The following is a 25,145-nucleotide window of genomic DNA, read 5'->3' as shown; positions in this document are numbered from 1 at the left end:
CTTAGCTTCGTGGCGGCTAAGTAATCATTCGATGCTTACAAAGCTCGGAAATGCGACATATCGAGTCCACCGACATATCGAGTCCACTGCGAACTCCGTTCGAGGAGAAGTGATGACCGCAACCACAGACCAACTCGCGCCGTCCGGCGCCGCACCCGAGGCCGTTCCCGGTCGGCGGGTCCCGATCTGGCTCGCGATGCTCGCCGCCTCGCTGCCCATGTTCATGGCCACGCTCGACAACCTGGTGATGACGAGCGCGCTGCCCGTGGTCAGGGCCGACCTCGGCGCCTCGGTCGGGCAACTGCAGTGGTTCCTCAACGCCTACACCCTGGCGTTCGCGACACTGATGCTCTCCGCCGCCGGGCTCGGCGACCGCTGGGGGCGCAGGCGCGTGTTCGTGTACGGCATAACAATTTTCGCGGTGGCCTCGGTCGCGTCCGCACTGTCCACGACGGCGGGGATGCTGATCGCGGCCCGCGCCGTGCAGGGTGTCGGTGCGGCGGCGATCATGCCGCTCTCGCTTGCCCTGCTCGCCGGCGCCGTACCCGCGGCGAAGCGGGCACTCGCGATCGGGGTCTGGGGCGGGGTGTCCGGTCTCGGTGTTGCGCTCGGCCCGGTGGTCGGCGGCGCCGTCGTCGACGGTGTCTCCTGGCAGGCGATCTTCTGGATCAACGTGCCGGTCGCGGTGATCGCCGTGCCGCTCGCCCTGTACGCGCTCGGGGAGTCGCGCGGGAGGCGGCAATCGCTGGACCTGCCGGGTGTGGCTCTCGCGGGCGCGGGAGTCTTCCTCGCGGTCTGGGGGATCGTGCACGGCAACGACGACGGGTGGACCTCGGTGACCGTGCTCGGCACCCTCGCTGTCGCGGTGATCGCCTTGTCCGCGTTCGTGATTCGCGAGCTCCGCACCGACAGTCCGGTGATGCCGATGCGGATGTTCCGCTCCCGGAGCTTCACCGTCGCCAACGTGATCGGCCTGACGTTCACCCTCGGCATGTTCGGTGCGGTGTTCCTGCTCTCGCAGTACCTCCAGATCGTCATGGGCTACACACCCTTCGAGGCCGGCCTGCGGACCCTGCCCTGGACGGCGGCGCCGATGGTCGTCGCCCCGATCGCCGGCCTCCTCGCGCCCCGGCTCGGGCTGCGGACACTGCTGGTGGCGGGTCTGACCCTGCAGGCGGCATCCCTGGTCTGGATGGCGTCGATCATCGAGCCGGGGACGCAGTACCCGACGATCGTGCCGGCCCTGGCCATGGCGGGCATCGGCATGGGCCTGACCTTCGCGCCGAGCGCGACCGCCGTCCTCGCGGACATGCCGGACGACGACCACGCCACCGCCAGTTCGGTGAACTCCACGATCCGGGAAGTCGGGGTCGCGCTCGGTGTCGCCGTCCTCACCGCCGTGTTCCTCGGGCAGGGAGGCGCCCTCACCCCGGCCGGATACACCGACGCACTGCAACCCGCACTGCTCGTCGGCGCCGCGTCCGTGGGCGTCGCGGTGCTCGCCGCGCTGATGATGCCGGGCCGCACCCGCGGGTGAAAAAACTGATGCGGGGTGTGCCCCTTCCGTGACAGGGTCGAGGTACACCCCGCATTCGAGACGACCGACGGCCCGCCGTCGTCGACCCAACCGACGGCACCGCCGTCGTCAACCCAACCGACGGCACCGCCGTCGTCGACCCAACCGACGGCACCGCCGTCACCGGGGTGCCATCACCGAAAACGAGGAGTTGTCACCCATGCCCCCGACCCGGGTGGGTCCCACACTGATGAGCTGGGCATCCCAGCTTGAGGAATCCACACTCGCGCAGGCCCGGCAGACCGCCGCCATGCCGTTCATCCATCCGCACGTCGCTCTGATGCCGGATGCGCACAGCGGTAAGGGAAGTGCCGTCGGCACCGTCATCCCGACCCGCGGGGCCGTGATGCCCGCCGCCGTCGGCGTCGACATCGGCTGCGGCATGATCGCCGTCCGCACCGTGTTCACGATGAAGGACGTCGAGCGCCGGATCGCCGTCACCGGCGTCGGGCTGGGCGCGCTGCGCAAGTCCGTCGAATCGGCCATCCCCCTCTCGCCCGGTCACTACAACCGCGACACCCACCAGTGGGACTTCACGGCCCCGCGGATCGCGGAACTCGAATCCCGGGCGGCCGCCGACGGCGTCGATCTTGCGCACTCCCCGAAGTGGCGGCAGCAACTCGGATCCCTCGGGGGTGGAAACCACTTCATAGAACTGTGCCTCGACGAGTCGGATCGGGTGTGGCTGTTCCTCCACAGCGGAAGCAGGGGAGTGGGCAACCGGATCGCCCAGCACCACATCCGCGTCGCCCAACAGGCGTGCGCCCACCGACACGTCGACCTGCCCAACCGGGACCTCGCCTACCTGACCGAGGGCACCGCCGAGTTCGATCGGTACCTGGCCGACCTGCACTGGGCGCAGCGCTTCGCCTACCTGAACCGCGCCGAGATGATGGACCGGTTCGGTGCCGTCTTCGCGCGGTGGATGGGCACGCCGGATCATCGCGAGACGGAACGCACGAACTGCCATCACAACTACACCCGGCAGGAGACCCACGGCGGCGAACAGGTGTGGCTCACCCGCAAAGGAGCTGTCGATGCGCACGTCGGAGTCCGCGCCGTCATTCCCGGATCGATGGGCACCCACTCGTACGTCGTCGATGGCCTCGGCAACGCCGACGGCCTGTGCTCCGCCCCGCACGGTGCCGGCAGGCGCTTCTCCCGCACCGAGGCCAAGCTCCGGTTCACCCGCGCCGACCTGCGGGCGCGGATGGTCGGCATCGAGTACCGCGACAGCGCCGAGTTCATCGACGAGATCCCCGATGCCTACAAGGACATCGAGACCGTCATGTCCGACGCCCGCGACCTGGTCCGGGTCGTGCACGAACTGCGGCAGATCCTCAACGTCAAGGGGACCTGACGCGCCCTGACCGAACTACGGCTGGCCGGGGAAGGCGACGGTCGGGGGAGCGACGCCGAGCACGGCCCGCCAGTTCGCGGCCCGCACCGCCGACTCGGTCAACGCGTCGACGGCGCTCGCGCGGGTCGGTTCGGACTGCGCGCGTTCGATCACCGACCGCCACGCCACCGCGGCGTCGACCTCGACCTGCACCGCCAGCTGGAGGGCGGCGGTCGGGTCGGTGACCGGGAACGGGAGGGTGTAGCCAGGTTCGGCGCCCGGTGCGGTGACGGCGGCGGCGGAGAGTGCGTCGATCGTCGCGTCCCGTCGGGCCCGGTGGGCGGCGGTGTCGGCCGCGACCTGGGCGGCCCGGGTCGGGTTCGAGTACGCGGCCACGATGCCGTACGCGAACACGGCGGCGTGCTCGGCACGCAGAGCGTCGACGAGGGCCTGCTGCTCGGGTCCGAGCTTCGCCGTCGCCGAGGTGGTGGGGGAGGTCACAGCAACATCACCGCCTGCTGCGCGGCGACAGCCGCGCTGATCGAGCCGAGCAGGCCGGCCCGGTGGCCGTCCAGTCGGCGAGCGAGAGTGGCTGCGCCACGCTGGGATTCGGCGAGCATCGCCCGCAACTCGTCGACCGTCGCCGGTGCCGAGGAGGTCGCGCTCGGCGGCGCCGAGGAGGTCGCGGTGGCGGTGGCCGGGTCCTGACCCGCGGCGCGGGCGATCTCGGCGGCCAGTGCGTCCCCGTGGGCGGTGCGCTCGGCGGCGATCACCGCGAGGGCTCCGGCCCGCTCCGGTGCCACCGCGGCCGCGGCAGCGGCGGCCGTGGCATCCCGGCGGGCCGCGTCGAGCGCGGTCGTCAGCGGATCCGGCTCGTCGGTCCGGTCGTCGTCGGTGCTCGCACACCCCGCCGCGGTCACGACGGTGGCGAGTCCGAGGGCAAGTGCACCGACCTTCAGGGCGGCGCGTCGGGACAGTGCGTACGACGAAGGTGGGTTCACGCCGGGCGGCGGAGTGAGGTTGGGGGCTGCGGGCACGCCGCTCATCTTGTCAGGCGTTGCGGGCATACGGCGGCAGGGGCGGCTTGGTCACCGAGCCGTCGAATGCGCGTTATTCTAGATCTTCGCGCCCCGAGGTGAGCGAAACGCGCAATCCCGGTGCCGACGACTTGTGATCCGACCACAACTGAACGAGGAGCTCTACTGATGCCGGTTCCGTCGAGGGAGAGGGTGATCGAGCTTCTCTCCGATCTCGTGCCCCGTCAGGGCTACGACCTGGAGGACGTGACGGTCACGAAGGCCGGCAGCCGCAGTGTGGTTCGGGTGATGGTCGACAGCGACGCCGGGCTCGCGCTCGACGACGTCGCCGACCTGAGTCGGCTGATCTCGGACCGGCTCGACGGCGAGTCCGAATTCGGCGAATCCCCCTACACCCTCGAGGTGACCTCCCCGGGCGTCGACCGCCCGCTGACCGAGCCGCGGCACTGGCGCCGGGCGCAGGGTCGCCGGGTGCGGGTCGACATCGGCGACGAGAAGCTGCTGGCCCGGGTCGGAGTGCTCGGCGACGGCGTGGTCGCCCTCGTCGTCCCGGCCAAGGGAGGCCCGGAGGTCCGCGAGATCGCACTCGCGGACGTCGTGAAAGCCGTGGTGCAGGTGGAGTTCTCGGCGCCGAACGCGAAGGAACTCGAACTGGCGGGTGGTGTGGCCGCCGGCCGCGCGGTCCCGGGCGAGATCGACGAGACAGACCTCGACGAGACAGACGACGAAATCCAGGCGGAGGGATAGACAAGTGCATATCGAAATGTCGGCGCTGCGAGCGATCGAGGACGACAAGGGCATCTCGGTCGATACGATCATCGAGACCATCAAGAGCGCGCTGCTGACCGCCTACCGGCACACCGAGGGTCACCAGCCGCACGCGCGAATCGACGTCGACACCAAGTCCGGCCTGGTGCGGGTGATGGCACACGAGGTCGACGCCGACGGCAACCGGGTCGGCGAGGAGTGGGACGACACCCCGGAGGGGTTCGGCCGCATCGCCGCGACCACGGCCCGTCAGGTCATCCTCCAGCGGCTGCGCGACGCGGAGAACGAGAAGAGCTTCGGCGAGTTCTCCACGCACGAGGGTGAGATCGTCGGCGGCGTCATCCAGCGCGACACCCGCGCGAACGCGCGCGGCGTCGTCGTCGTCCGGATCGGCAGCGAGGCCACCGGCGCCGAGGGGATCCTGCCCGCGGCCGAGCAGGTGCCCGGCGAGGTGTACGAGCACGGCGAGCGGATCAAGTGCTACGTCGTCGGCGTCACCCGGGGACAGCGCGGACCGCAGATCACCCTCTCGCGGACGCACCCGAACCTCGTGCGGAAGCTGTTCGCACTCGAGGTGCCGGAGATCGCCGACGGCTCCGTCGAGATCGTCGCGGTCGCCCGTGAGGCCGGCCACCGGTCGAAAATCGCCGTCGCGTCGCGGGTGTCGGGTCTGAACGCGAAGGGTGCCTGCATCGGCCCGATGGGGCAGCGGGTGCGCAACGTGATGAGCGAACTGGCCGGTGAGAAGATCGACATCATCGACTTCGACGAGAACCCGGCGAAGTTCGTCGGCAACGCACTCTCGCCGTCGAAGGTGGTGTCGGTCACAGTCGTCGACGCCGACGCCCGGGCTGCCCGCGTCGTCGTGCCGGATTTCCAGCTGTCGCTGGCCATCGGCAAGGAGGGGCAAAACGCCCGCCTGGCTGCACGGCTGACGGGGTGGCGGATCGACATCCGCAGCGACGCCGCTCCGGACGCCGACGCCCCCGCCGGACCGTCGTCGACGCGCGTGTAGTGGACGCCATGCGGATATCGGTCGACAACAGCGGTAGAGTGGTCAATGGCTCGGCATGAGTTCTCGGCAGACGTGCGCCTGCGACCCGGTCACCCGGTGCGGACGTGCATCGGATGTCGGCAGCTCGCGCCAGCCGCAGATCTGCTGAGGGTCGTGGCACGACCCACCGAGCCGGAGGGCTGGGTGGTGGTGCCCGACCCGGGGCGCAGGCTTTCCGGCCGCGGTGCATGGTTGCACCTCGACCGGCGGTGCCTGGGTCAGGCGGAGAAGCGTCGAGCGTTCGGAAGAGCGCTGCGAGTGTCCGGAAGCCTGGACACGGCGGCCCTCGGTCGCGCGATCGGTACGGATCTTGCGATCGGTACCGATCTCCCAACCGAACCGCATCCACAACAGAGCAGTACCTCGTGAACCCGGTACTCAAATATGCAGTACAGAACAGCGGTACCCGGGAACACAGGCAATCTCTCGAGAAGAGTCAGGCAAACACACTCATGAGCACACCGTGAAGCACCAACGATGATCGTCCATCGGAGTTAACCCGAGGTCGTGCGGGCATTTCGCCACGCTCGGCCTCTCAGTAGAGGAGAGCAGTGGCAGGCAAGGCCCGCGTGCACGAGTTGGCCAAGGAACTCGGTGTCACCAGCAAGGAACTTCTCGCTCGGCTCAAGGAGCAGGGCGAATTCGTGAAGTCGGCGTCCTCCACCGTGGAGGCGCCGGTTGCGCGACGGCTGCGGGAATCGTTCCCGTCGGCCAAGGGTGACGCGGCTCCCGCGCGCCCGGAGGCCGCGAAGCCGGCCACCACCGCCAAGCCCGGCGGACCCCGTCCCGGCCCGAAGCCGGCCGCACCGGCGCCGGCCGCCCCCGCTGCAGCGGCCCCCGCCGCTCCGGCACCGGCCGCACCGGCTCCGGCCGCCGCGGCGCCGATCCCGGCCGCACCGAAGCCGCCCACCCCGGGCCCGAAGCCGGCTGCCCCGGCTCCGGCAGCTCCGGCTCCGGCGGCTCCCGCCGCCAGCGCCGCCCCGGCACCCCGTCCTGCGGCTCCGGGCCCCAAGCCCGGTCCGAAGGCGCCGCGCGTGGGCAACAACCCGTACTCGTCGGCCCCCGCCGAGCGTCCGGCACCGCGTCCGGCGCCGCGGCCCGGCGGCCCGCGTCCGGGTCCCGGCCAGGCCGGTCCGCGTCCGGTTCCCGGCGCGCCGCGTCCCCAGGCGGGCCCCGGTGGCCCGCGTCCGGCCCCCGGCCAGGGTGGCCCGCGTCCGAGCCCCGGCTCGATGCCCCCGCGCCCGAACCCGGGTGCCATGCCCGCACGCTCGTCCCGTCCGGCCCCCGGTGCCGGTCGCCCCGGTGGTGGGCGTCCCGGCGGTCCGGGTGGACGCCCCGGCGGCGGTGGCGGCGGCTACCGCGGTGGCGGCGCCCCCGGTGCCGGCGGTGCAGGTGCTCCCGGTGGAGCTCCCGCGGGCGGTTTCCGCGGTCGTCCCGGTGGCGGCGGCGGTCGTCCCGGCCAGCGTGGTGCTGCGGCCGGTGCGTTCGGTCGTCCCGGCGGCGCGCCCCGGCGTGGTCGCAAGTCGAAGCGTCAGAAGCGGCAAGAGTACGACTCGATGCAGGCGCCCGCCGTCGGCGGCGTGCGGCTGCCGCGCGGCAACGGCGAGACCATCCGGCTCGCCCGCGGCGCGTCCCTGTCGGACTTCGCCGAGAAGATCGACGTCAACCCGTCGGCCCTGGTCCAGGCGCTGTTCAACCTCGGTGAGATGGTCACCGCGACGCAGTCCGTCAACGACGAGACCCTCGAGCTGCTCGGCGGCGAGATGAACTACGTCGTCCAGGTCGTCAGCCCGGAGGACGAGGACCGCGAGCTGCTCGAGTCGTTCGACCTCACCTACGGCGAGGACGAAGGCGGCGAGGAGGACCTCGAACAGCGTCCGCCGGTGGTCACCGTCATGGGTCACGTCGACCACGGCAAGACCCGACTGCTCGACACCATCCGCAAGGCCAACGTCCGCGAGGGCGAGGCCGGCGGCATCACCCAGCACATCGGTGCCTACCAGGTGCTGACCGAGCTGGACGGCGTCGAGCGACTGGTGACGTTCATCGACACCCCGGGTCACGAGGCGTTCACCGCCATGCGTGCCCGTGGTGCGAAGGCCACCGACATCGCGATCCTGGTCGTCGCGGCCGACGACGGCGTCATGCCGCAGACGGTCGAGGCGATCAACCACGCCCAGGCGGCCGACGTGCCGATCGTGGTCGCGGTCAACAAGATCGACAAGGAAGGCGCCGACCCGGCGAAGATCCGCGGTCAGCTCACCGAGTACGGCCTGGTGGCAGAGGAGTACGGCGGCGACACCATGTTCGTCGACATCTCCGCCAAGCAGGGCACCAACATCGAGCAGCTGCTCGAGGCGGTCCTGCTCACCGCGGACGCCTCGCTCGACCTGCGCGCCAACCCGGACATGGACGCCCAGGGTGTCGCCATCGAGGCGCACCTCGACCGCGGCCGTGGCCCGGTGGCGACCGTGCTCATCCAGCGCGGCACCCTGCGGGTCGGCGACTCGATCGTCGCCGGCGACGCCTACGGTCGCGTCCGGCGCATGGTCGACGAGTACGGCGAGGACGTGCTCGAGGCCCTGCCGTCGCGTCCGGTACAGGTCATCGGCTTCACGTCGGTGCCCGGTGCGGGTGACAACCTGCTCGTCGTCGACGAGGACCGGATCGCCCGGCAGATCGCGGACCGGCGCAACGCACGCAAGCGCAACGCGCTCGCTGCACGCAGCCGCAAGCGGATCAGCCTCGAGGATCTGGATGCCGCGCTCAAGGAGCACAACGAGCTCAACCTCATCCTCAAGGGCGACAACTCCGGCACCGTGGAGGCCCTCGAGGAGGCGCTGCTCGGGATCGAGATCGACGACGAGGTGCAGCTGCGGGTCATCGACCGCGGTGTCGGTGGCATCACCGAGACCAACGTCAACCTGGCGTCGGCGTCGAACGCGATCATCATCGGCTTCAACGTCCGCGCGGAGGGCAAGGCGACCGAACTCGCCAACCGCGAGGGCGTCGACATCCGGTACTACTCGGTGATCTACCAGGCCATCGACGAGATCGAGAAGGCCCTCAAGGGCATGCTCAAGCCGGTCTACGAAGAGGTCGAGCTCGGCAAGGCGGAGATCCGTGCCATGTTCCGGTCCTCGAAGGTCGGCAACATCGCGGGCTGCCTGGTCACCTCCGGCATCATGCGGCGCAACGCGAAGGCGCGCCTGCTGCGTGACAACGTGGTTGTCGCGGAGACGATCACCATCTCCTCGCTCAAGCGGGAGAAGGACGATGCCACCGAGGTGCGCGAGGGTTACGAGTGCGGTCTGACCGTCACCTACAGCGACATCAAGGTCGGTGACGTGATCGAGGCGTACGAGCTGCGCGAGAAGCCGCGCGACTAGTGGTGGCACGGGTGTCCCGCGGGCCGGTGCGGCCCGCGGGACACCCGCCGCACCCGATCCCCCAGGAGGCTGCTTGTATCTCGGCGCGCTCGAACTGGACATCCTCCTCGGCGACATCCGCTCGCTGAAGGAGAAGCGTTCGGTGGTCAAGCCCGTCATCGCCGCGCTCGCCCGATACGGGGTGTCGGTGGCGGAGACCGGGGAACACGATCATTACCGGCGCGCCGCGATCGGGGTGGCAGTGGCCAGCGCGGACGTCAAGCACCTCAACGAGATCCTCGACACCTGCGAACGTACGGTCGCGGCGCGCCCCGAGCTGCAGTTGCTGTCCGTGCGTCGAAGGATGTTCGGTCCGGAGGACTGAAACCGGTTCCCGGGTGTATATCGATGGAAGAACCGACGGCACCGCCGTCGGCAGCAGTACCGACGGCACCGCCGTCGGCAGCAGTACCGACGGCACCGCCGTCGGGTGGTATGAACGGCGGCACTACCGTCGGGTGATGTGGGCGGCACGTGCCGTCGTGTGAGAAGGGACTTCGGTCATGGCAGACCCGGCGCGGGCACGAAAGCTCGCCAAGCGCATCTCGACGATCGTGGCGTCGGCGATCGACCACGAGATCAAGGATCCGCGGCTCGACTACGTCACCATCACCGACGCGAAGGTGACCGCCGATCTGCACGATGCGACCGTGTACTACACCGTGCGCGGCGTGGACCTCGACAGTGAGCCGGACTTCGAGGGCGCGGCCGCCGGCCTCGCGAAGGCGACCGGAGTGCTGCGGTCGAAGGTCGGGGCGGGAACCGGGGTTCGGTTCACCCCGACACTGACGTTCGTCGCCGACACCGTCCCCGATGCGGCGCGGCACATGGAGGAACTGCTCGCCCGGGCGCGCGCCGCGGACGACGAAGTCGCGAAGGCCCGTGAGGGGGCTTCGCACGCCGGTGAGTCGGACCCCTACAAGGAGCCGAAGCCGGTCGAAGACGACCGCGCGGACGACGCCGACTAGGGCCCGGCGATGACCGTGACCGCGCAGACCTCGCACGTGCAGGAACCCGGTGGAGACATCGACCTCGAGACCGCAGTCGTGCTGCTGTCGGAGGCCACCTCGGTGACGGTGCTCTGTCACGTCCAACCGGACGCGGACACCATCGGCAGCGGGCTGGCGCTGGCGTTGGCATTGGATCGCCGCGGCACACCGGTGCAGGTGTCGTTCGCACATCCGGCCGTGCTGCCGGAGTCGATGCGCACCCTGCCCGGGGTGAATCTGCTCGTGCCGCCGGACCAGGTGGCCGACGAGGTGGATCTGGTGGTCACGGTGGACTGCGGCAGCCGTGGGCGCCTCGGTCGCCTCGGTGCGCGGCTGGACACCGCCCGCGAGACGCTGGTCATCGACCATCATCGGTCGAACACCCGGTACGGCAGGCACAACCTGATCGACGAAACGGCGGAGGCGACCGCGGCCGTCCTTACCCGGCTGTTCGACCAGTGGGGGGTGGCGATCGACCGGGACATCGCGCACTGCCTGTTTGCCGGTCTGGTCACCGACACCGGGTCGTTCCGCTGGGTGCAGCCCGGCACGCACGCGCTCGCGGAGCGGCTGATCGACACCGGCATCGACTCCGCGGCCATCACCCGGCGGCTGCTCGACACCCATCCGTTCGGCTGGCTGCCGATGCTGTCGTCGGTCCTCGGATCGGCGCAACTGCTCCCCGACGCCGCCGGTGGTCGCGGCCTGGTCTACGCGCTGGTCCGGTACGCGGACACCGCCGGGATGGGCGCCGAGGAGATCGAGTCCGTCATCGACATCGTGCGCACGACCGCGCAGGCCGAGGTCGCCTCGGTGCTCAAGGAGAACGAACCCGGCGTGTGGTCGGTGTCGCTGCGGTCGAAGTCGGCGATCGACGTGTCCGAGGTCGCCGCCCGGCTCGGCGGCGGCGGGCACCGGTTCGCGTCCGGCTACACCGCGCACGGTGACGCGGACACCGTCGTCGCCGATCTGCTCTCGACCGTTGGCTGACGCCATCGGCACCGACCCCGACCGGGTCGACGACCGGCCTTCGGCCAGGCGGATCCTCGGACTTGCCCTGCCCGCGCTCGGGGTCCTGGCCGCCGAACCCCTGTACCTGCTCTTCGACATTGCCGTCGTCGGTCACCTGAACGCACTCGCGCTGGCGGGTCTGGCGGTCGGAGGTCTCATCCTCGCGCAGGTCAGCACCCAGCTGACGTTCCTGTCCTACGGCACCACCGCCCGGGCGTCCCGGTTACACGGTGCGGGTGACGAGCGGGGTGCGGTCGAGGAAGGTGTGCAGGCGACGTTCCTCGCCGCCGCGATCGGGATCGCGATCGTCGTGGCCGTGCAGGTGCTGGCCCGGCCGGTGACGACGCTGATCGCCGGTGGCGACGACATTGCGACGGAGGCGGTGGCCTGGTTGCGGGTCGCGGTGTTCGGGGCGCCGCTGATCCTGATCGCGATGGCCGGGAACGGCTGGATGCGCGGTGTGCAGAACACGATGCGTCCGTTGCGGTTCGTCCTCGCAGGGCTCGCCCTGTCCGCGGTGCTGTGCCCGGTTCTCGTACACGGATTGCTCGGGGCGCCCCGGCTGGAACTGGTCGGATCGGCGGTGGCGAACGTGGTCGGCCAGGTGGTGACGGCGACGTGCTTCGTGCTGGCGCTGGCGCGGTCCGGAGTGCCGCTGCGACCGCGGTCCTCGGTGATGCGTGCGCAGGTCGTGCTCGGCCGGGACCTGATCCTGCGCAGTCTCGCGTTCCAGGCCTGCTTCCTGTCGGCGGCAGCGGTGGCGTCCCGGTTCGGTGCGGCCGCCGTCGCCGCGCACCAGGTGGTGCTGCAGCTGTGGAATCTCGTCGCGCTGACCCTCGACTCTCTGGCGATCGCCGCGCAAACCCTGGTCGGTGCCGCCCTCGGAGCCGGTCGGGTCGCCGGTGCCAGGGGACTCGCGCGCCGGCTGACCGGCTGGTCGACGATCTTCGCGCTGGTGCTCGCGGCGGTGTTCGCGCTCGGCCACCAGATCATCCCGACCCTGTTCACCCCGGATGCGGACGTCCAGGACCAGACGCGGGTGATCTGGTGGTTCTTCGTGGCGATCATGCCCGTCGCGGGCGTGGTGTTCGCCCTCGACGGGGTGCTCCTCGGTGCCGGCGACGCTGCCTTCCTGCGGACCGCCACCCTGGCCTGCGCGGTCGTCGGTTTTCTGCCACCGATCTGGTTGTCGCTCGTGTACGACTGGGGGCTGGCAGGAATCTGGACGGGGCTGACGGTGTTCATGGTGCTACGGATGCTCGCCGTCGTGTGGCGGACGGCTTCGGGGCGCTGGGCCGTCGGCGGTGCCGACCTTCAGCTCGGATCCGGAACCGAAGATCAGGTGGGAAGGTAGTGAGCGTGACACGCAAGTTGTGGGCGGTGAGCGACATTCATGTCGGGCACCGCGGAAATCGTCCCGTCACGGAGGAGCTGTACCCGGAGTCCCCGCAGGACTGGTTGATCCTGGCCGGTGACGTCTCGGAGAAGACCGACGACATCGCCTGGGCGCTCAAGACGTTGCGGGGGCGGTTCGAGAAGGTCATCTGGGTGCCGGGTAACCACGAACTGTGGACCACCGCGAAGGATCCGGTGCAGATCCACGGCGCCGCCCGCTACGACTACCTGGTGACGATGTGCCGGGAACTCGGTGTGGTCACCCCGGAGGACCCGTATCCGGTGTGGGAGGGGGAGGGCGGCCCGGCGACTCTGGTGCCGATGTTCCTCCTCTACGACTACACCTTTCGGCCCGAGGGCACGTCGACGAAGGAGGAGGCACTCGAGTTCGCCCGCGAGAAGAACGTCGTCGCCACCGACGAGTTCCTGCTCGGGTCCGAGCCGTACGCCACCCGTGACGCGTGGTGCGCGGCGCGATTGGAGTCCACCCGAGCCCGCCTCGACGCGCTGGACCTGTCGATTCCGACCGTGCTGATCAACCACTTCCCCTTGGTGCGGGAACCCACGCGGGTGCTGTTCTACCCGGAGTTCTCGCTGTGGTGCGGCACCGAGCAGACCGCGGACTGGCACACCCGGTACAACGCGATCTGCAGCGTCTACGGGCACCTGCACATTCCGCGCACCACCTGGTACGACGGGGTCAGGTTCGAGGAGGTCTCGCTGGGCTACCCGCGCGAATGGCAGCGGCGCGGTCTGCCCGAGAGGCTGCTGCGGCAGATTCTCCCGGTGCCCGAGTACGCGCCGGGCACGCTCAACAAGTGGGGCGGACACTTCAAGGTCACCCCCGAACAGGAAGCCGAGATGGAACGAATGAGGGCGGCGCGCGCGTGATCGAGAAGATTCTCCCGGCCGGTGTCGAATACGCCGAACTGTTCTCCGACCCGCCGGAACTGGTGCCGCACCCGAGCGAGGCCGCACTGATCGCGCGGGCAGTGGACAAGCGTCGCCGCGAATTCGTCAGTGTCCGGCACTGTGCCCGGCAGGCGATGGGCAAGCTCGGGGTCGACCCGGCACCGATCCTCAAGGGGGAGAGGGGTGTTCCGCTGTTCCCGCGCGGTGTCGTCGGCAGCCTGACGCACTGTGACGGCTACCGCGGGGCGGTGCTCGGCTACTCGATGGCCGTGCGGTCGGTGGGGATCGACGCCGAACCGCACGGCCCGCTGCCCGACGGAGTGCTGGATGCGGTGAGCCTGCCCGCCGAACGGGACTGGCTCGCCGGCGGGACACCCGACGGCGCCGACGTGCACTGGGACCGGCTGCTGTTCTGCGCGAAGGAGGCCACCTACAAGGCGTGGTTCCCGCTGACATACCGCTGGCTCGGGTTCGAGGACGCACACATCACCTTCGAGCTCGGCGACGCCGGCGACGGCCGCGCGACCGGCACCTTCCACACGGACCTGCTGGTGTCGGGGGAGACGAACGACGGCCCGCCGCTGTCCTCGTTCGACGGCCGCTGGCTGGTGGACGGCGGCCTGGTGATCGCCGCGATCACCGTCCAGTAGTCTCGAAAACCGTGTCTGCTCACCGCCCCCCGTCCTCCGGCCTGCACGGCGCCGGGTTGTTGATCGTCGACAAGGACGCGGGCATGACCAGTCACGACGTCGTCGCCCGCTGCCGGAAGATCCTGCACACCCGCAAGGTCGGGCACGCGGGCACCCTCGATCCGATGGCCACCGGCGTGCTCGTCCTCGGCGTCGAGCGGGCCACGAAATTGCTCGGCCTGCTGTCGCTGACGACGAAGGCGTACTCGGCGACGATCCGGCTCGGACAGTCCACCACCACCGACGATGCGGAGGGGGAGGTGCTCGCCGACGCGGACGCCTCCGCGGTGACCGACGAGCAGATCGCCGCGGTGATCGCGACCCTGACCGGGAAGATCTCCCAGGTGCCGACGCGGGTCAGTGCGATCAAGGTGGACGGGCAGCGGGCCCACAAACTGGTCCGCGAGGGCGAGGACTTCGAGCTCGCGGCCCGGCCCGTGACCGTGGACCGGTTCGATGTGACGGCGACGCGACGACTGGACACGTTCGTGGACCTGGACGTCGAGGTCGAATGCTCGTCCGGCACCTACGTCCGAGCCCTCGCCCGCGACCTGGGTGCTGCCCTCGGTGTCGGCGGACACCTGACCGCGCTGCGCCGGACCCGGGTGGGACCGTTCACCCTCGACCACGCCCGCACCCTGGAGCAGTTGGCCGAGGCTCCGGCCGTCAGCCTCGACATCGACCAGGCGTGCCAGACGGCGTTCGCGCACCGGCAGATCTCGGCGGACGAGGCCGAGTCGATCAGCCAGGGCCGCTGGCTCGACCCGATCGGTATCCCGGGCACCTACGCCGCGATCGACCCGACCGGACACACCATCGCACTGCTGCAGGAACGCGGCCGGCGGGCCAGCTCGGTGATGGTGGTGCGACCGGCGACACTGCGCGGCCTGTAGGCCCGCCGCGGACTCGCGCGGGCCGACCGGCCCTCGCGAGGGCTCAGCTCTCCACGAGCCAGATCGCTTCTGCGGCAGGGTTTCCCAGTTCGACCGCGTCTCCGTCGCCGAGTCGGACCGAGACGGTGCCTGCGAAGTCGCGCCGCTGCAGCACGGTGATCGTCAGGTCCAGGCAGATCCCGACGGTGTCGAAGTACCGCAGCATCGCCGGGTCGGAATCGGAGATCCGGGCGACGACACCGGACTCGCCGTTTGTGAAGTCGCTCAGCTGGCGTGCCGGCGGGGTGGGGATGGTGCCGTCCGCCGCTGGAATCGGATCGCCGTGCGGATCGCGTTCGGGGTGACCGAGCTTGGCGTCGATCCGAGCGATCATCAGGTCGGAGACGGCGTGCTCGAGCACCTCGGCTTCGTCGTGCACCTCGTCCCAGCCGTACCCGAGCTCGCCGACGAGATACGTCTCGATCAGACGGTGCCTGCGCACCATCGCCACCGCCGCGGCGCGACCGGCGTCGGTCAGCGAGATCGACCCGTAGCGGGCATGGTCGACCAGGCCCTGGTCGGACAGTTTGCGGATCGCCTCGGAGACGGTCGACGCCGACACCCCGATCCGCTCGGCGAGCATCTTGGTCGACACCTGCTCGCCCGACCACTCGCCGGCCGTCCAGATCACCTTGAGATAGTCCTGCGCGACCGTCGTCAGCGTCAGGCCGCGGCCCGCCGTGGGGGCGACCCCGCTGGTCGACCCGTCTGATCCGCTTCTACGCTCACCCACGGAACTGAGCTTAGGCAATGCGCACCTGGTGCGGCACCTCGACACTCGTGGGGTGGTGCCGAACGTGACGGTGGTCGCGACGGGTCGTAGGCTTCCAGGCGTGCAGAGATGGCGAGGGCTCGACGACGTTCCAGCCGACTGGGGCCGCTGCGTACTCACGATCGGTGTGTTCGACGGTGTGCATCGTGGGCACGCGCAGCTGATCAGTCGGGCGGTCAAAGCGGCCAGCGAACGCGGAATCCCCAGTGTGCTCATGACTTTCGATCCGCATCCGATGGAGGTGGTACGGCCCGGCAGTCACCCGGGACAGCTGACCACCCTGCGACGCCGGGCGGAACTGGCCGAGTCGCTCGGGATCGACGTGTTCTGCGTCATCCCGTTCACCACGGAGTTCATGAAGCTCAGCCCCGAGCAATACGCCCACGAGATTCTCGTCGAGCGGTTGCACGTGGCCGAGGTCGTGGTCGGGGAGAACTTCACCTTCGGTCGCAAGGCGGCAGGAACGGTGCCGATGCTGCGCGACATCGGTACCCGCTTCGGCTTCGCCGTCGACGGGGTGAACCTGCTCGCCGAGCACACCGTCACCTTCTCGTCCACATACATCCGCTCCTGCGTCGACGCGGGCGACGTGGCGGCCGCCGCGGAGGCGCTGGGTCGGCCGCACCGCGTCGAGGGCGTCGTCGTGCACGGCGAGCGCCGCGGCCGTGATCTCGGCTTCCCGACGGCGAACATCGCGCCGCCGGAGCACGCGGCCATCCCCGCCGACGGCGTCTACGCCGCGTGGTTCACGGTGCTCGCCCAGGATCCCGTCGAGGGTTCGCTGCCGCCGGGCGTCGCCTACAAGGCCGCGGTCTCGGTCGGCACCAACCCGACGTTCTCCGGCCGTGCCCGCACGGTCGAGGCGTTCGTGCTGGACGCGGCCCCGGACCTGTACGGACAGCACGTCGCCGTCGACTTCGTCCGGCGCCTGCGCGGCATGGAGAAGTTCGACTCGATCGAGGCGCTGATCACGCAGATGGGCCGGGACGTGGACGAAACCCGCGACCTGCTCGCTCGCGTCGACGTGCACGGGTGAGGCCGGTCGGGGGCGCCCGAACCGGCTGGTAGGATCTTCTCTCGGTGTGTGCTGCGGTTTGCGGCGGCCACGCCACCCTGGCTCCGGGCAGCTACGCCGTTGCCCGGGTTTTCGTCGCGCAGACATCAGTAACAGGAGTGACAGTGGCGCTGACCACCGAACAGAAGAAGGCCGTCCTCTCCGAGTACGGACTGCACGAGACCGACACCGGTTCGCCGGAGGCGCAGGTTGCGCTGCTGACCAAGCGGATCGTCGATCTCACCGAGCACCTCAAGACGCACAAGCACGATCACCACTCCCGCCGCGGCCTGCTGCTGCTGGTCGGACGCCGTCGTCGTCTGCTCAAGTACGTCCAGAAGGTCGACATCGCGCGTTACCGTTCGCTCATCGAGCGTCTGGGTCTGCGTCGATAAGAGGTTTCGACGCATCGCGCGGTCCCGAGACACGACGGACCGCGCGGACGCGAACATCCCGGTAGCCAACGAGGCGAGTGCATAGACTGACCTCGTTGGCTACCGGTGTTTGTCGGGTGGCGAAAGAACAATCGGGCCGCCCGACGGACACGGTTCCATCGACGAACCACCGGATCCACGAGGGATCCCGCCGTACGTACCTGCAGACGTGGCAGTCGGTCTTCGGTAGTGGCCACTCGGACGATCGTCCCAAGGCGGACGATCTGCGATTGGCTTCGATCGACGGCCGCCTCCGCGCAAAGGGTTCGGCTCGCCCCCGAACAGGGGACGCGAACGCACCCGGCAGGTGCGTCGTCGCCGCCAGGAGGGTGGCGACGACCATGCGGACACGGCGAAGACGAGAGGGAAGAGAAGAGAAAAGATGACCACCAACACCGCAGTCGAGGTCGACGAGGGCGTGTTCGAATCCACCGCCGTCATCGACAACGGGAGCTTCGGCACCCGCACCATTCGTTTCGAGACCGGTCGCCTCGCGCAGCAGGCCGCCGGCGCCGTCGTCGCGTACCTGGACGACGAGACCATGCTGCTGTCGGCCACCACGGCCAGCAAGCAGCCCAAGGAGCACTTCGACTTCTTCCCGCTGACGGTGGACGTCGAGGAGCGCATGTACGCCGCGGGCCGCATCCCGGGCTCGTTCTTCCGTCGTGAGGGCCGCCCCTCCACCGACGCGATCCTGACCTGCCGCCTGATCGACCGGCCGCTGCGCCCGTCGTTCGTCGATGGCCTGCGCAACGAGATCCAGGTCGTCGTGACGGTCCTGAGCCTCGACCCGAAGGATCTGTACGACGTCGTGGCGATCAACGCCGCGTCCGCGTCCACGCAGATCGCCGGCCTGCCGTTCTCCGGCCCGGTCGGTGGCGTGCGCGTCGCGCTGATCACCTCGGACGAGAACAAGGCCGGCCAGTGGGTCGCGTTCCCGACCGTCCAGCAGCTCGAGAACGCCGTCTTCGACATGGTTGTCGCGGGCCGCGTCGTCGAGTCCGGTGACGTCGCCATCATGATGGTCGAGGCCGAGGCCACCGACAACGTCATCGCGCTGATCGACGGCGGTGCGCAGGCACCGACCGAGGCGATCGTCGCCCAGGGCCTCGAGGCCGCCAAGCCGTTCATCGCCCGCCTGTGCGAGGCGCAGCAGGCCCTCGCCACCGCGTCCTCGAAGCCGACCGGTGACTACCCGGTGTTCCCGGCCTACCAGGACGACGTCTACGCCGCCGTCGAGGCCGCCGCCACCGAGAAGCTCTCGGCCGCGCTGACCATCGCCGGCAAGCAGGAGCGCGACGACAAGACCGACGAGGTCAAGCTCGAGGTGCTCGAGCAGGTCGCCCCGAAGTTCGAGGGTCGCGAGAAGGAGATCGGCGCGGCGTTCCGCTCGCTGACCAAGAAGCTGGTCCGGCAGCGGATCCTCAAGGACCACTTCCGGATCGACGGCCGCGGCATCACCGACATCCGGTCGCTCTCGGCCGAGGTCGCGGTCATCCCGCGGGCGCACGGCTCCGCACTGTTCGAGCGTGGCGAGACCCAGATCATGGGCGTGACCACCCTCGACATGGTCAAGATGGCGCAGCAGGTCGACTCGCTCGGCCCGGAGACCAGCAAGCGCTACATGCATCACTACAACTTCCCGCCGTACTCGACCGGTGAGACGGGCCGCGTGGGTTCGCCGAAGCGTCGCGAGATCGGCCACGGCGCCCTCGCCGAGCGCGCCCTGGTGCCGGTGCTGCCGAGCCAGGAAGAGTTCCCGTACGCGATCCGTCAGGTCTCGGAGGCGTTGGGCTCCAACGGTTCCACCTCGATGGGTTCGGTGTGCGCCTCGACCCTGTCGCTGCTCAACGCCGGTGTGCCGCTGAAGGCTCCGGTGGCAGGCATCGCGATGGGCCTGGTCTCCGACGAGGTCGACGGCGAGACCCGCTACGTGGCGCTGACCGACATCCTCGGTGCCGAGGATGCCTTCGGCGACATGGACTTCAAGGTCGCGGGCACCAAGGACTTCGTGACGGCGCTTCAGCTCGACACCAAGCTGGACGGCATCCCGTCGCAGGTCCTCGCCGGCGCGCTGTCGCAGGCGCACGACGCCCGGACCACGATCCTCGAGGTCATGGCCGAGGCCATCGACACCCCGGACGAGATGAGCCCGTTCGCGCCGCGGATCACCACCATCAAGGTGCCCGTGGACAAGATCGGCGAGGTCATCGGCCCCAAGGGCAAGATGATCAACTCGATCACCGAGGAGACCGGCGCCAACATCTCCATCGAGGATGACGGCACGGTGTACGTCGGTGCCGCGGACGGCCCGTCCGCGCAGGCCGCGATCGACAAGATCAACGCCATCGCCAACCCGCAGCTGCCCAAGGTGGGCGAGCGCTTCCTCGGCACGGTCGTCAAGACCACCGCCTTCGGCGCGTTCGTCTCGCTGCTCCCGGGCCGCGACGGACTGGTGCACATCTCGAAGCTGGGCAACGGCAAGCGCATCAGCAAGGTCGAGGACGTCGTGAACGTCGGAAGCAAGATCCGGGTCGAGATCGCGGACATCGACAACCGCGGCAAGATCTCGCTGGTGCCCGTCGAGGACGACGCCGCCGAGGCGCCGGCCGAGAAGGACGCCGACGCGTAGCAGTCGCCTTCGCAGTACCCTCGGGTGCCCCCGACCGCGTGCGGTCGGGGGCACCCGGCGTTTCCGGCGCCGTGACCGGAAAGTTGCCTTCGAGGTGACTGTTTCGCGCTGCGAACCGCTGAGAGCGGTGGTTTGCTGAACGCGTGAACACAGGTGCTCCTGTTTTCGACAAGTCCGCCCAGGCCCGGAACTTGGTTCTCGCGACCTGGACGTCGACCATCTGTTTCTGGGCCTGGAACATGATCGGCCCGATGTCCACCACCTACGCCGACCGGCTGGAACTGAGCAGCTCGCAGGCGTCGATGCTGGTCGCGACGCCCATCCTGGTCGGATCACTCGGCCGGATCGTCACCGGACCGCTCACGGATCGCTTCGGCGGTCGGGCGCTGTTCATCTTCGTCGCGCTCGCCTCCATCGTTCCCGTGCTCGCCGTCGGGTTCTCCGCCGAGGCCGACTCGTACGTGATGCTGCTGGTGTCCGGGTTCCTCCTCGGCGTGGCGGGCACGGTGTTCGCGATCGGCATCCCGTTCGCGAAGTCCTGGTACGAGGCGAGCAGGCACGGCTTCGCCACCGGCGTGTTCGGGGCCGGGATGGTGGGCACGGCCCTGTCGGCGTTCTTCACCCCTCGATTCGTGCGCTGGTTCGGGCTGGTTCCGACCCACGTCATCGTCGCCGTCGCGCTCGCGGCCACCGCGGGCCTCTGCGTGGTGCTGATGAGGGACTCGCCGGCGTTCACGCCGAACGAGGAACCGGTGGTCCCCAAGCTCACCGCCGCCGCGAAACTCGGTGTGACATGGGAGATGTCGTTCCTCTACGCGATCGTGTTCGGCGGCTTCGTGGCGTTCAGCAACTACCTGCCGACGTACATCAAGACGATCTACGACTTCTCGGCGGTCGACGCGGGCACGCGTACCGCCGCGTTCGCGCTGGCCGCGGTGATCGCCCGTCCGATCGGTGGATCGCTGTCGGACCGGATCGCACCGAAGTGGGTCGTGCTGGTGTCCCTCGCGGGCACCGCGGCCCTGGCGGTGGTGGCGACGTTCCAGCCCCCGCCGGACTTCTGGGCGGCGGTCACCTTCATCTCCCTGGCGATCTTCCTCGGCATCGGGACCGGCGGCGTGTTCGCGTGGGTGGCACGGCGGTCACCGGCGAAGAGCGTCGGCAGTGTCACCGGAATCGTCGCCGCGGCGGGCGGCCTCGGCGGCTACTTCCCGCCGCTCGTGATGGGCGCGACCTACAACGAAGAGGACAACAACTACACCGTGGGACTGCTGCTGCTGGCGGTGACCGCCGGAGCCGCCTTCCTGTACACCGCGCTCAAGCTGCACGCCCGGGAACCCGAGAAGGCAAGCACGACAGCGGGATAGACGCACGATTCGAGAATCAGCGGCGGTGCCGGAGGCAGTGGGCGCCGACGGCACAGAGGAGGCGACGTGACGTCCAGCGGGTCGAGCACCGGAGGTGCGGTGGAGGACGTGCTGCTGCGCAGCGGCCGATTCTTCACTCCCGGCACGTTCTCGGCGGACCGCCGGACCGTCAGCCGCGAGGGCGGCCGGGAAGGCGACATCTTCTACCGCGACCGGTGGAGCCACGACAAGGTCGTTCGTTCCACCCATGGCGTGAACTGCACCGGATCGTGCTCGTGGAAGATCTACGTCAAGGACGGCATCATCACGTGGGAGACCCAGGAAACCGACTACCCGTCCGTCGGTCCCGACCGGCCGGAGTACGAGCCGCGGGGCTGCCCGCGTGGTGCGGCCTTCTCCTGGTACACCTATTCGCCGACCCGCGTGCGGTACCCGTACGCGCGCGGCGTCCTCGTCGAGATGTACCGGGAGGCGAAGGCCCGCCTGAAGGACCCGGTGCTGGCGTGGGCGGAGATCCAGAACGATCCGGAACGGCGCAGGCGGTACCAGCGGGCCCGCGGCAAGGGCGGCCTGGTCCGGGTGAACTGGGACGAGGCAACTGAGATGATCGCGGCCGCGCACGTGCACACCATCAAGGAGTACGGCCCGGACCGGATCGCCGGGTTCTCGCCCATCCCGGCGATGTCGATGATCTCTTTCGCGGCCGGTTCCCGGTTCGTCGAACTGCTCGGCGGGGTCATGACCTCGTTCTACGACTGGTACGCCGACCTGCCCGTTGCATCGCCGCAGGTGTTCGGGGACCAGACCGACGTCCCGGAGTCGGGGGACTGGTGGGACGCGAGCTACCTGCTGATGTGGGGCTCGAACGTCCCCGTCACCCGGACACCGGATGCGCACTGGATGGCGGAGGTCCGCTACCGCGGCACCAAGGTTGTCGCCGTCAGCCCGGATTACGCCGACAACACCAAGTTCGCCGACGAGTGGATGCCGTGTGCGGCGGGCACCGACGGCGCGATGGCGATGGCGATGGGGCACGTGATCCTGTCCGAGTTCTTCGTCAAGGCGCGGGAGCCGTTCTTCGTCGACTACGTGCGCCGCTACACGGACCTGCCGTTCCTGATCAAGCTCGAGGAACGCGACGGGCGGCTCGTCCCCGGAAAGACGCTCACCGCAGCGGATCTGGGGGAGAGCGTCGAGAACGCCGCCTTCAAGCCGGTGATCGTCGACGGCGCCACCGACGCGCCCGCCGTGCCGCACGGATCGCTCGGGTTCCGGTTCGGGGACGAGGGTGTCGGCAAGTGGAACCTCGACCTCGGCGACCTGGTCCCGTCCCTGACCGTCGCCCACGCGCAGCAGAGCGAGGTCGCGACGGTGACGTTCCCGCGCTTCGACACCGTCGACGGCCGCGGCGAGACCGTCGAACGCGGCGTACCGGTCCGCACCGTGGCGGGGCACCGCGTGTGCACGGTGTTCGACCTGATGCTCGCCCAGTACGGGGTGGCGCGACCGGGCCTGCCCGGACAGTGGCCGACCGGCTACGACGACCACACGTCGCCGTACACGCCGGCGTGGCAGGAACCGATCACGGGAGTGTCCGCGGCACAGGTGATCCGGATCGCGCGCGAGTTCGCGACCAACGCGGTCGAGTCCGGGGGCCGGTCGATGATCATCATGGGCGCCGGCATCTGCCAGTGGTTCCACGGCGACGCCACCTACCGGGCCATCCTGAGCCTGCTGCTGCTGACGGGGTCGATGGGCCGCAACGGCGGTGGCTGGGCGCACTACGTGGGCCAGGAGAAGTGCCGGCCGGTCACCGGGTGGGCGACCGTCGCGATGGGCACCGACTGGAGCAGGCCCCCGCGTCAGATGGCGGGCACCTCCTACTGGTACGCGCACACCGACCAGTGGCGCTACGACGGCTACCGCGCCGACGCCCTGGCCAGCCCCACCGGCCGCGGCCGATTCGCCGGGCGGCACACGATGGACGTGATGGCTTCCGCGGTCGCGATGGGCTGGACGCCCTTCTACCCGCAGTTCGACCGCTCCAGCCTCGACCTGGCCGACGAGGCGACGGCCGTCGGCAAGGACGTCGCCGCGCACGTCACCGAGCAACTGGCGTCCGGCGAGCTGAACCTGGCCGTCACCGACCCCGACAACCCGCGCAACTGGCCGCGGGTGCTGAGCATCTGGCGCGCGAACCTGCTCGGCTCGTCGAGCAAGGGAAACGAGTACTTCCTCAAACACCTGCTCGGCACCACGTCGAACCTGCAGGCGACTCCGACCCGGGAGGAGTTGCGGCCAACCGGCGTCGAATGGGTGGACGAGACACCCGAAGGCAAGCTGGACCTGGTGATGTCGATCGACTTCCGGATGACCTCCACGACCCTGCTGTCCGACGTGGTGCTGCCGGCGGCCACCTGGTACGAGAAGCCGGACCTGTCCAGCACCGACATGCACCCCTACCTCCACGCGTTCACCGCGGCCATCGACCCGCCGTGGGAGACGAAGTCGGACTTCGAGGCGTTCGCGGCGATCGCTCGGGCGTTCTCCGCGCAGGCCCGGACGCATCTGGGCACCCGCACGGACGTCGTCCTGGGCACCCTGCAGCACGACACCCCCGGCGCGATGGCGTATCCCGGTGGCACCGAATCGGATTGGCGCACCATCGGGGAGGTGCCCGTGCCCGGCCGGACGATGGGACCGCTGGTGGTGGTGGAGCGGGACTACACCGCCATCGCCGAGAAGTGGTCCGCCCTCGGCCCTCTGGTCGAGAAGGCCGGCCTGGTGACCAAGGGGGTGACGTTCCATCCCGACCGGGAGGTCGCCGAACTGGCCGCGCAGCACGGCGTGATGAGTTCCGGTGCGGCGGCGGGACGTCCGGCACTCGACACCGCGGAGAAGATGTGCGAAGCGGTGCTGCGGTTGTCCGGCACCTCCAACGGGCGGCTCGCGGTGGAGGGGTTCCGACAGCTCGAACAGCGCACCGGCCGCCAACTGGTGCACCTGGCCGAGGGCAGCGAGGAACGCCGGATCACGTTCGCCGACACCCAGGCCCGGCCGGTGCCGGTGATCACCAGCCCGGAGTGGTCGGGCAGCGAGACCGGCGGTCGCCGGTACGCGCCGTTCACGGTGAACATCGAGGAACTCAAGCCGTTCCACACCCTGACCGGACGGATGCACTTCTTCCTCGACCACGACTGGATGGAGGAACTCGGCGAACAGTTGCCGATCTACCGGCCGCCACTGGACATGGCGCGCCTGTTCGACGAGCCGCACATCGGTGAGGTGCGGGAGGGGATCGGCCTGACGGTGCGATATCTGACCCCGCACAGCAAGTGGTCCATCCACTCCGAGTACCAGGACAACCTGTTCATGTTGTCGCTGTCCCGGGGTGGACCGACCATGTGGATGAGCCCGACGGACGCGGCGAAGATCTCGGTCCATGACAACGACTGGGTCGAGGCCGTGAATCGCAACGGCGTGGTGGTGTGCCGGGCCGTCGTCTCACACCGCATGCCCGAGGGAGTGGTGTACGTGCACCACGCCCAGGAACGCACGATCGACGTGCCCCGAACCGAGACCACCGGCAACCGGGGCGGCATCCACAACTCACTGACCCGGCTGCTGATCAAGCCGACGCACCTGGCCGGCGGCTACGCCCAGACGTCGTGGGCGTTCAACTATCTCGGCCCGACCGGCAACCAGCGCGACGAGGTGACGGTGGTCCGCCGCCGCAGCCAGGAGGTGACGTACTGA

The 25,145-nt window shown here is 69.6% G+C and carries 21 protein-coding genes; 18 read left to right on the top strand and 3 right to left on the bottom strand.

The annotated features are described in order from the left end of the window. Nucleotides 1–112 precede the first annotated feature (112 nt). Nucleotides 113–1,537 carry a DHA2 family efflux MFS transporter permease subunit gene (locus tag ACWEPG_RS17560; RefSeq protein WP_450116478.1) on the top strand — a complete coding sequence of 475 codons (1,425 nt, stop codon included), beginning with the start codon at nt 113–115 and terminating at the stop codon, nt 1,535–1,537. Between the two features lie 199 nt (nt 1,538–1,736). After that, entirely contained in the window at nt 1,737–2,936 is a 1,200-nt protein-coding gene (locus ACWEPG_RS17555) for an RtcB family protein (RefSeq protein WP_452594873.1), read from the top strand. 15 nt (nt 2,937–2,951) lie between these two features. Here the strand turns inward: ACWEPG_RS17555 and ACWEPG_RS17550 are convergent, their stop codons facing one another. After that, nucleotides 2,952–3,416, bottom strand: a complete 465-nt coding sequence (locus tag ACWEPG_RS17550; RefSeq protein WP_450116476.1) for a ferritin-like domain-containing protein — start codon at nt 3,414–3,416, stop codon at nt 2,952–2,954. After that, a complete protein-coding gene (locus ACWEPG_RS17545; protein ID WP_450116475.1) occupies nt 3,413–3,952 on the bottom strand; it encodes a hypothetical protein in 540 nt (179 codons plus the stop codon). Before ACWEPG_RS17545 ends, ACWEPG_RS17550 begins: the two co-directional genes overlap by 4 nt. A 168-nt stretch (nt 3,953–4,120) precedes the next feature. On the opposite strand from ACWEPG_RS17545, the gene rimP reads away from it, so the two are divergent. The 11 genes from rimP to truB all read left to right on the top strand — a co-directional run bounded on the left by rimP (nt 4,121) and on the right by truB (nt 15,091). Beyond that, nucleotides 4,121–4,699, top strand: a complete 579-nt coding sequence (gene rimP / locus ACWEPG_RS17540) for a ribosome maturation factor RimP (protein WP_450116474.1) — start codon at nt 4,121–4,123, stop codon at nt 4,697–4,699. A 16-nt stretch (nt 4,700–4,715) separates the two neighbouring features. Next, complete coding sequence (nusA, locus tag ACWEPG_RS17535) at nt 4,716–5,735, top strand: transcription termination factor NusA (protein ID WP_450134744.1); 1,020 nt, start codon at nt 4,716–4,718, stop codon at nt 5,733–5,735. Nucleotides 5,736–5,780: 45 nt separating this feature from the next. Further along, on the top strand, nt 5,781–6,143 hold the full coding sequence (locus tag ACWEPG_RS17530; protein ID WP_450116473.1) for a YlxR family protein: 363 nt from the start codon (nt 5,781–5,783) through the stop codon (nt 6,141–6,143). A gap of 182 nt (nt 6,144–6,325) precedes the next feature. Beyond that, nucleotides 6,326–9,163: a translation initiation factor IF-2 gene (gene infB / locus ACWEPG_RS17525; protein WP_450134550.1), complete on the top strand. Its 2,838-nt coding sequence runs from the start codon at nt 6,326–6,328 to the stop codon at nt 9,161–9,163. Nucleotides 9,164–9,236: 73 nt separating this feature from the next. Then, nucleotides 9,237–9,527: a DUF503 domain-containing protein gene (locus ACWEPG_RS17520; protein WP_450117184.1), complete on the top strand. Its 291-nt coding sequence runs from the start codon at nt 9,237–9,239 to the stop codon at nt 9,525–9,527. Nucleotides 9,528–9,705: 178 nt separating this feature from the next. Further along, nucleotides 9,706–10,170 (top strand): 30S ribosome-binding factor RbfA, encoded by a 465-nt coding sequence (rbfA, locus tag ACWEPG_RS17515; protein ID WP_450134552.1) that lies wholly within the window; start codon nt 9,706–9,708, stop codon nt 10,168–10,170. 9 nt (nt 10,171–10,179) lie between these two features. After that, on the top strand, nt 10,180–11,181 hold the full coding sequence (locus tag ACWEPG_RS17510; RefSeq protein WP_452594872.1) for a DHH family phosphoesterase: 1,002 nt from the start codon (nt 10,180–10,182) through the stop codon (nt 11,179–11,181). Next, complete coding sequence (locus tag ACWEPG_RS17505; RefSeq protein WP_450117177.1) at nt 11,174–12,556, top strand: MATE family efflux transporter; 1,383 nt, start codon at nt 11,174–11,176, stop codon at nt 12,554–12,556. The genes ACWEPG_RS17510 and ACWEPG_RS17505 overlap by 8 nt, the downstream gene beginning before the upstream one ends. Nucleotides 12,557–12,561: 5 nt before the next feature. After that, complete coding sequence (locus tag ACWEPG_RS17500; RefSeq protein WP_450117178.1) at nt 12,562–13,488, top strand: metallophosphoesterase family protein; 927 nt, start codon at nt 12,562–12,564, stop codon at nt 13,486–13,488. Continuing rightward, nucleotides 13,485–14,159 (top strand): 4'-phosphopantetheinyl transferase Npt, encoded by a 675-nt coding sequence (gene npt / locus ACWEPG_RS17495; protein ID WP_450117179.1) that lies wholly within the window; start codon nt 13,485–13,487, stop codon nt 14,157–14,159. Before ACWEPG_RS17500 ends, npt begins: the two co-directional genes overlap by 4 nt. An 11-nt stretch (nt 14,160–14,170) precedes the next feature. Further along, nucleotides 14,171–15,091: a tRNA pseudouridine(55) synthase TruB gene (gene truB, locus ACWEPG_RS17490; RefSeq protein ID WP_452594871.1), complete on the top strand. Its 921-nt coding sequence runs from the start codon at nt 14,171–14,173 to the stop codon at nt 15,089–15,091. A 43-nt stretch (nt 15,092–15,134) separates the two neighbouring features. On the opposite strand, the gene ACWEPG_RS17485 is transcribed toward truB, so the two are convergent. Beyond that, on the bottom strand, nt 15,135–15,797 hold the full coding sequence (locus ACWEPG_RS17485) for a metal-dependent transcriptional regulator (RefSeq protein WP_452594921.1): 663 nt from the start codon (nt 15,795–15,797) through the stop codon (nt 15,135–15,137). 166 nt (nt 15,798–15,963) lie between these two features. On the opposite strand from ACWEPG_RS17485, the gene ACWEPG_RS17480 reads away from it, so the two are divergent. From ACWEPG_RS17480 to ACWEPG_RS17460, 5 genes are all read left to right on the top strand, one after another. Further along, entirely contained in the window at nt 15,964–16,938 is a 975-nt protein-coding gene (locus tag ACWEPG_RS17480) for a bifunctional riboflavin kinase/FAD synthetase (RefSeq protein WP_450117181.1), read from the top strand. Nucleotides 16,939–17,081: 143 nt separating this feature from the next. Further along, nucleotides 17,082–17,351 (top strand): 30S ribosomal protein S15, encoded by a 270-nt coding sequence (gene rpsO, locus ACWEPG_RS17475; protein ID WP_450117182.1) that lies wholly within the window; start codon nt 17,082–17,084, stop codon nt 17,349–17,351. Between the two features lie 421 nt (nt 17,352–17,772). Further along, on the top strand, nt 17,773–20,022 hold the full coding sequence (locus ACWEPG_RS17470; protein WP_450117183.1) for a polyribonucleotide nucleotidyltransferase: 2,250 nt from the start codon (nt 17,773–17,775) through the stop codon (nt 20,020–20,022). 143 nt (nt 20,023–20,165) lie between these two features. Further along, a complete protein-coding gene (locus ACWEPG_RS17465; RefSeq protein WP_450114274.1) occupies nt 20,166–21,389 on the top strand; it encodes a nitrate/nitrite transporter in 1,224 nt (407 codons plus the stop codon). A 66-nt stretch (nt 21,390–21,455) separates the two neighbouring features. Continuing rightward, nucleotides 21,456–25,145, top strand: coding sequence for a nitrate reductase subunit alpha (locus tag ACWEPG_RS17460; RefSeq protein ID WP_452594870.1), 3,690 nt, complete (start codon nt 21,456–21,458; stop codon nt 25,143–25,145).

Source organism: Rhodococcus sp. NPDC004095 (genome assembly GCF_053604015.1).
The sequence above is the reverse complement of the archived record's forward strand: the minus strand, read 5'-3'. Positions and strand labels throughout refer to the sequence as shown.

What these genes read in the sequence shown, in the direction of transcription:
- ACWEPG_RS17560 (WP_450116478.1), top strand. Translation starts at nt 113, where the DNA reads ATGACCGCAACCACAGACCAACTCGCGCCGTCCGGCGCCGCACCCGAG.
- ACWEPG_RS17555 (WP_452594873.1), top strand. Translation starts at nt 1,737, where the DNA reads ATGCCCCCGACCCGGGTGGGTCCCACACTGATGAGCTGGGCATCCCAG.
- rimP (WP_450116474.1), top strand. Translation starts at nt 4,121, where the DNA reads ATGCCGGTTCCGTCGAGGGAGAGGGTGATCGAGCTTCTCTCCGATCTC.
- nusA (WP_450134744.1), top strand. Translation starts at nt 4,716, where the DNA reads ATGTCGGCGCTGCGAGCGATCGAGGACGACAAGGGCATCTCGGTCGAT.
- ACWEPG_RS17530 (WP_450116473.1), top strand. Translation starts at nt 5,781, where the DNA reads ATGGCTCGGCATGAGTTCTCGGCAGACGTGCGCCTGCGACCCGGTCAC.
- rbfA (WP_450134552.1), top strand. Translation starts at nt 9,706, where the DNA reads ATGGCAGACCCGGCGCGGGCACGAAAGCTCGCCAAGCGCATCTCGACG.
- ACWEPG_RS17510 (WP_452594872.1), top strand. Translation starts at nt 10,180, where the DNA reads ATGACCGTGACCGCGCAGACCTCGCACGTGCAGGAACCCGGTGGAGAC.
- ACWEPG_RS17470 (WP_450117183.1), top strand. Translation starts at nt 17,773, where the DNA reads ATGACCACCAACACCGCAGTCGAGGTCGACGAGGGCGTGTTCGAATCC.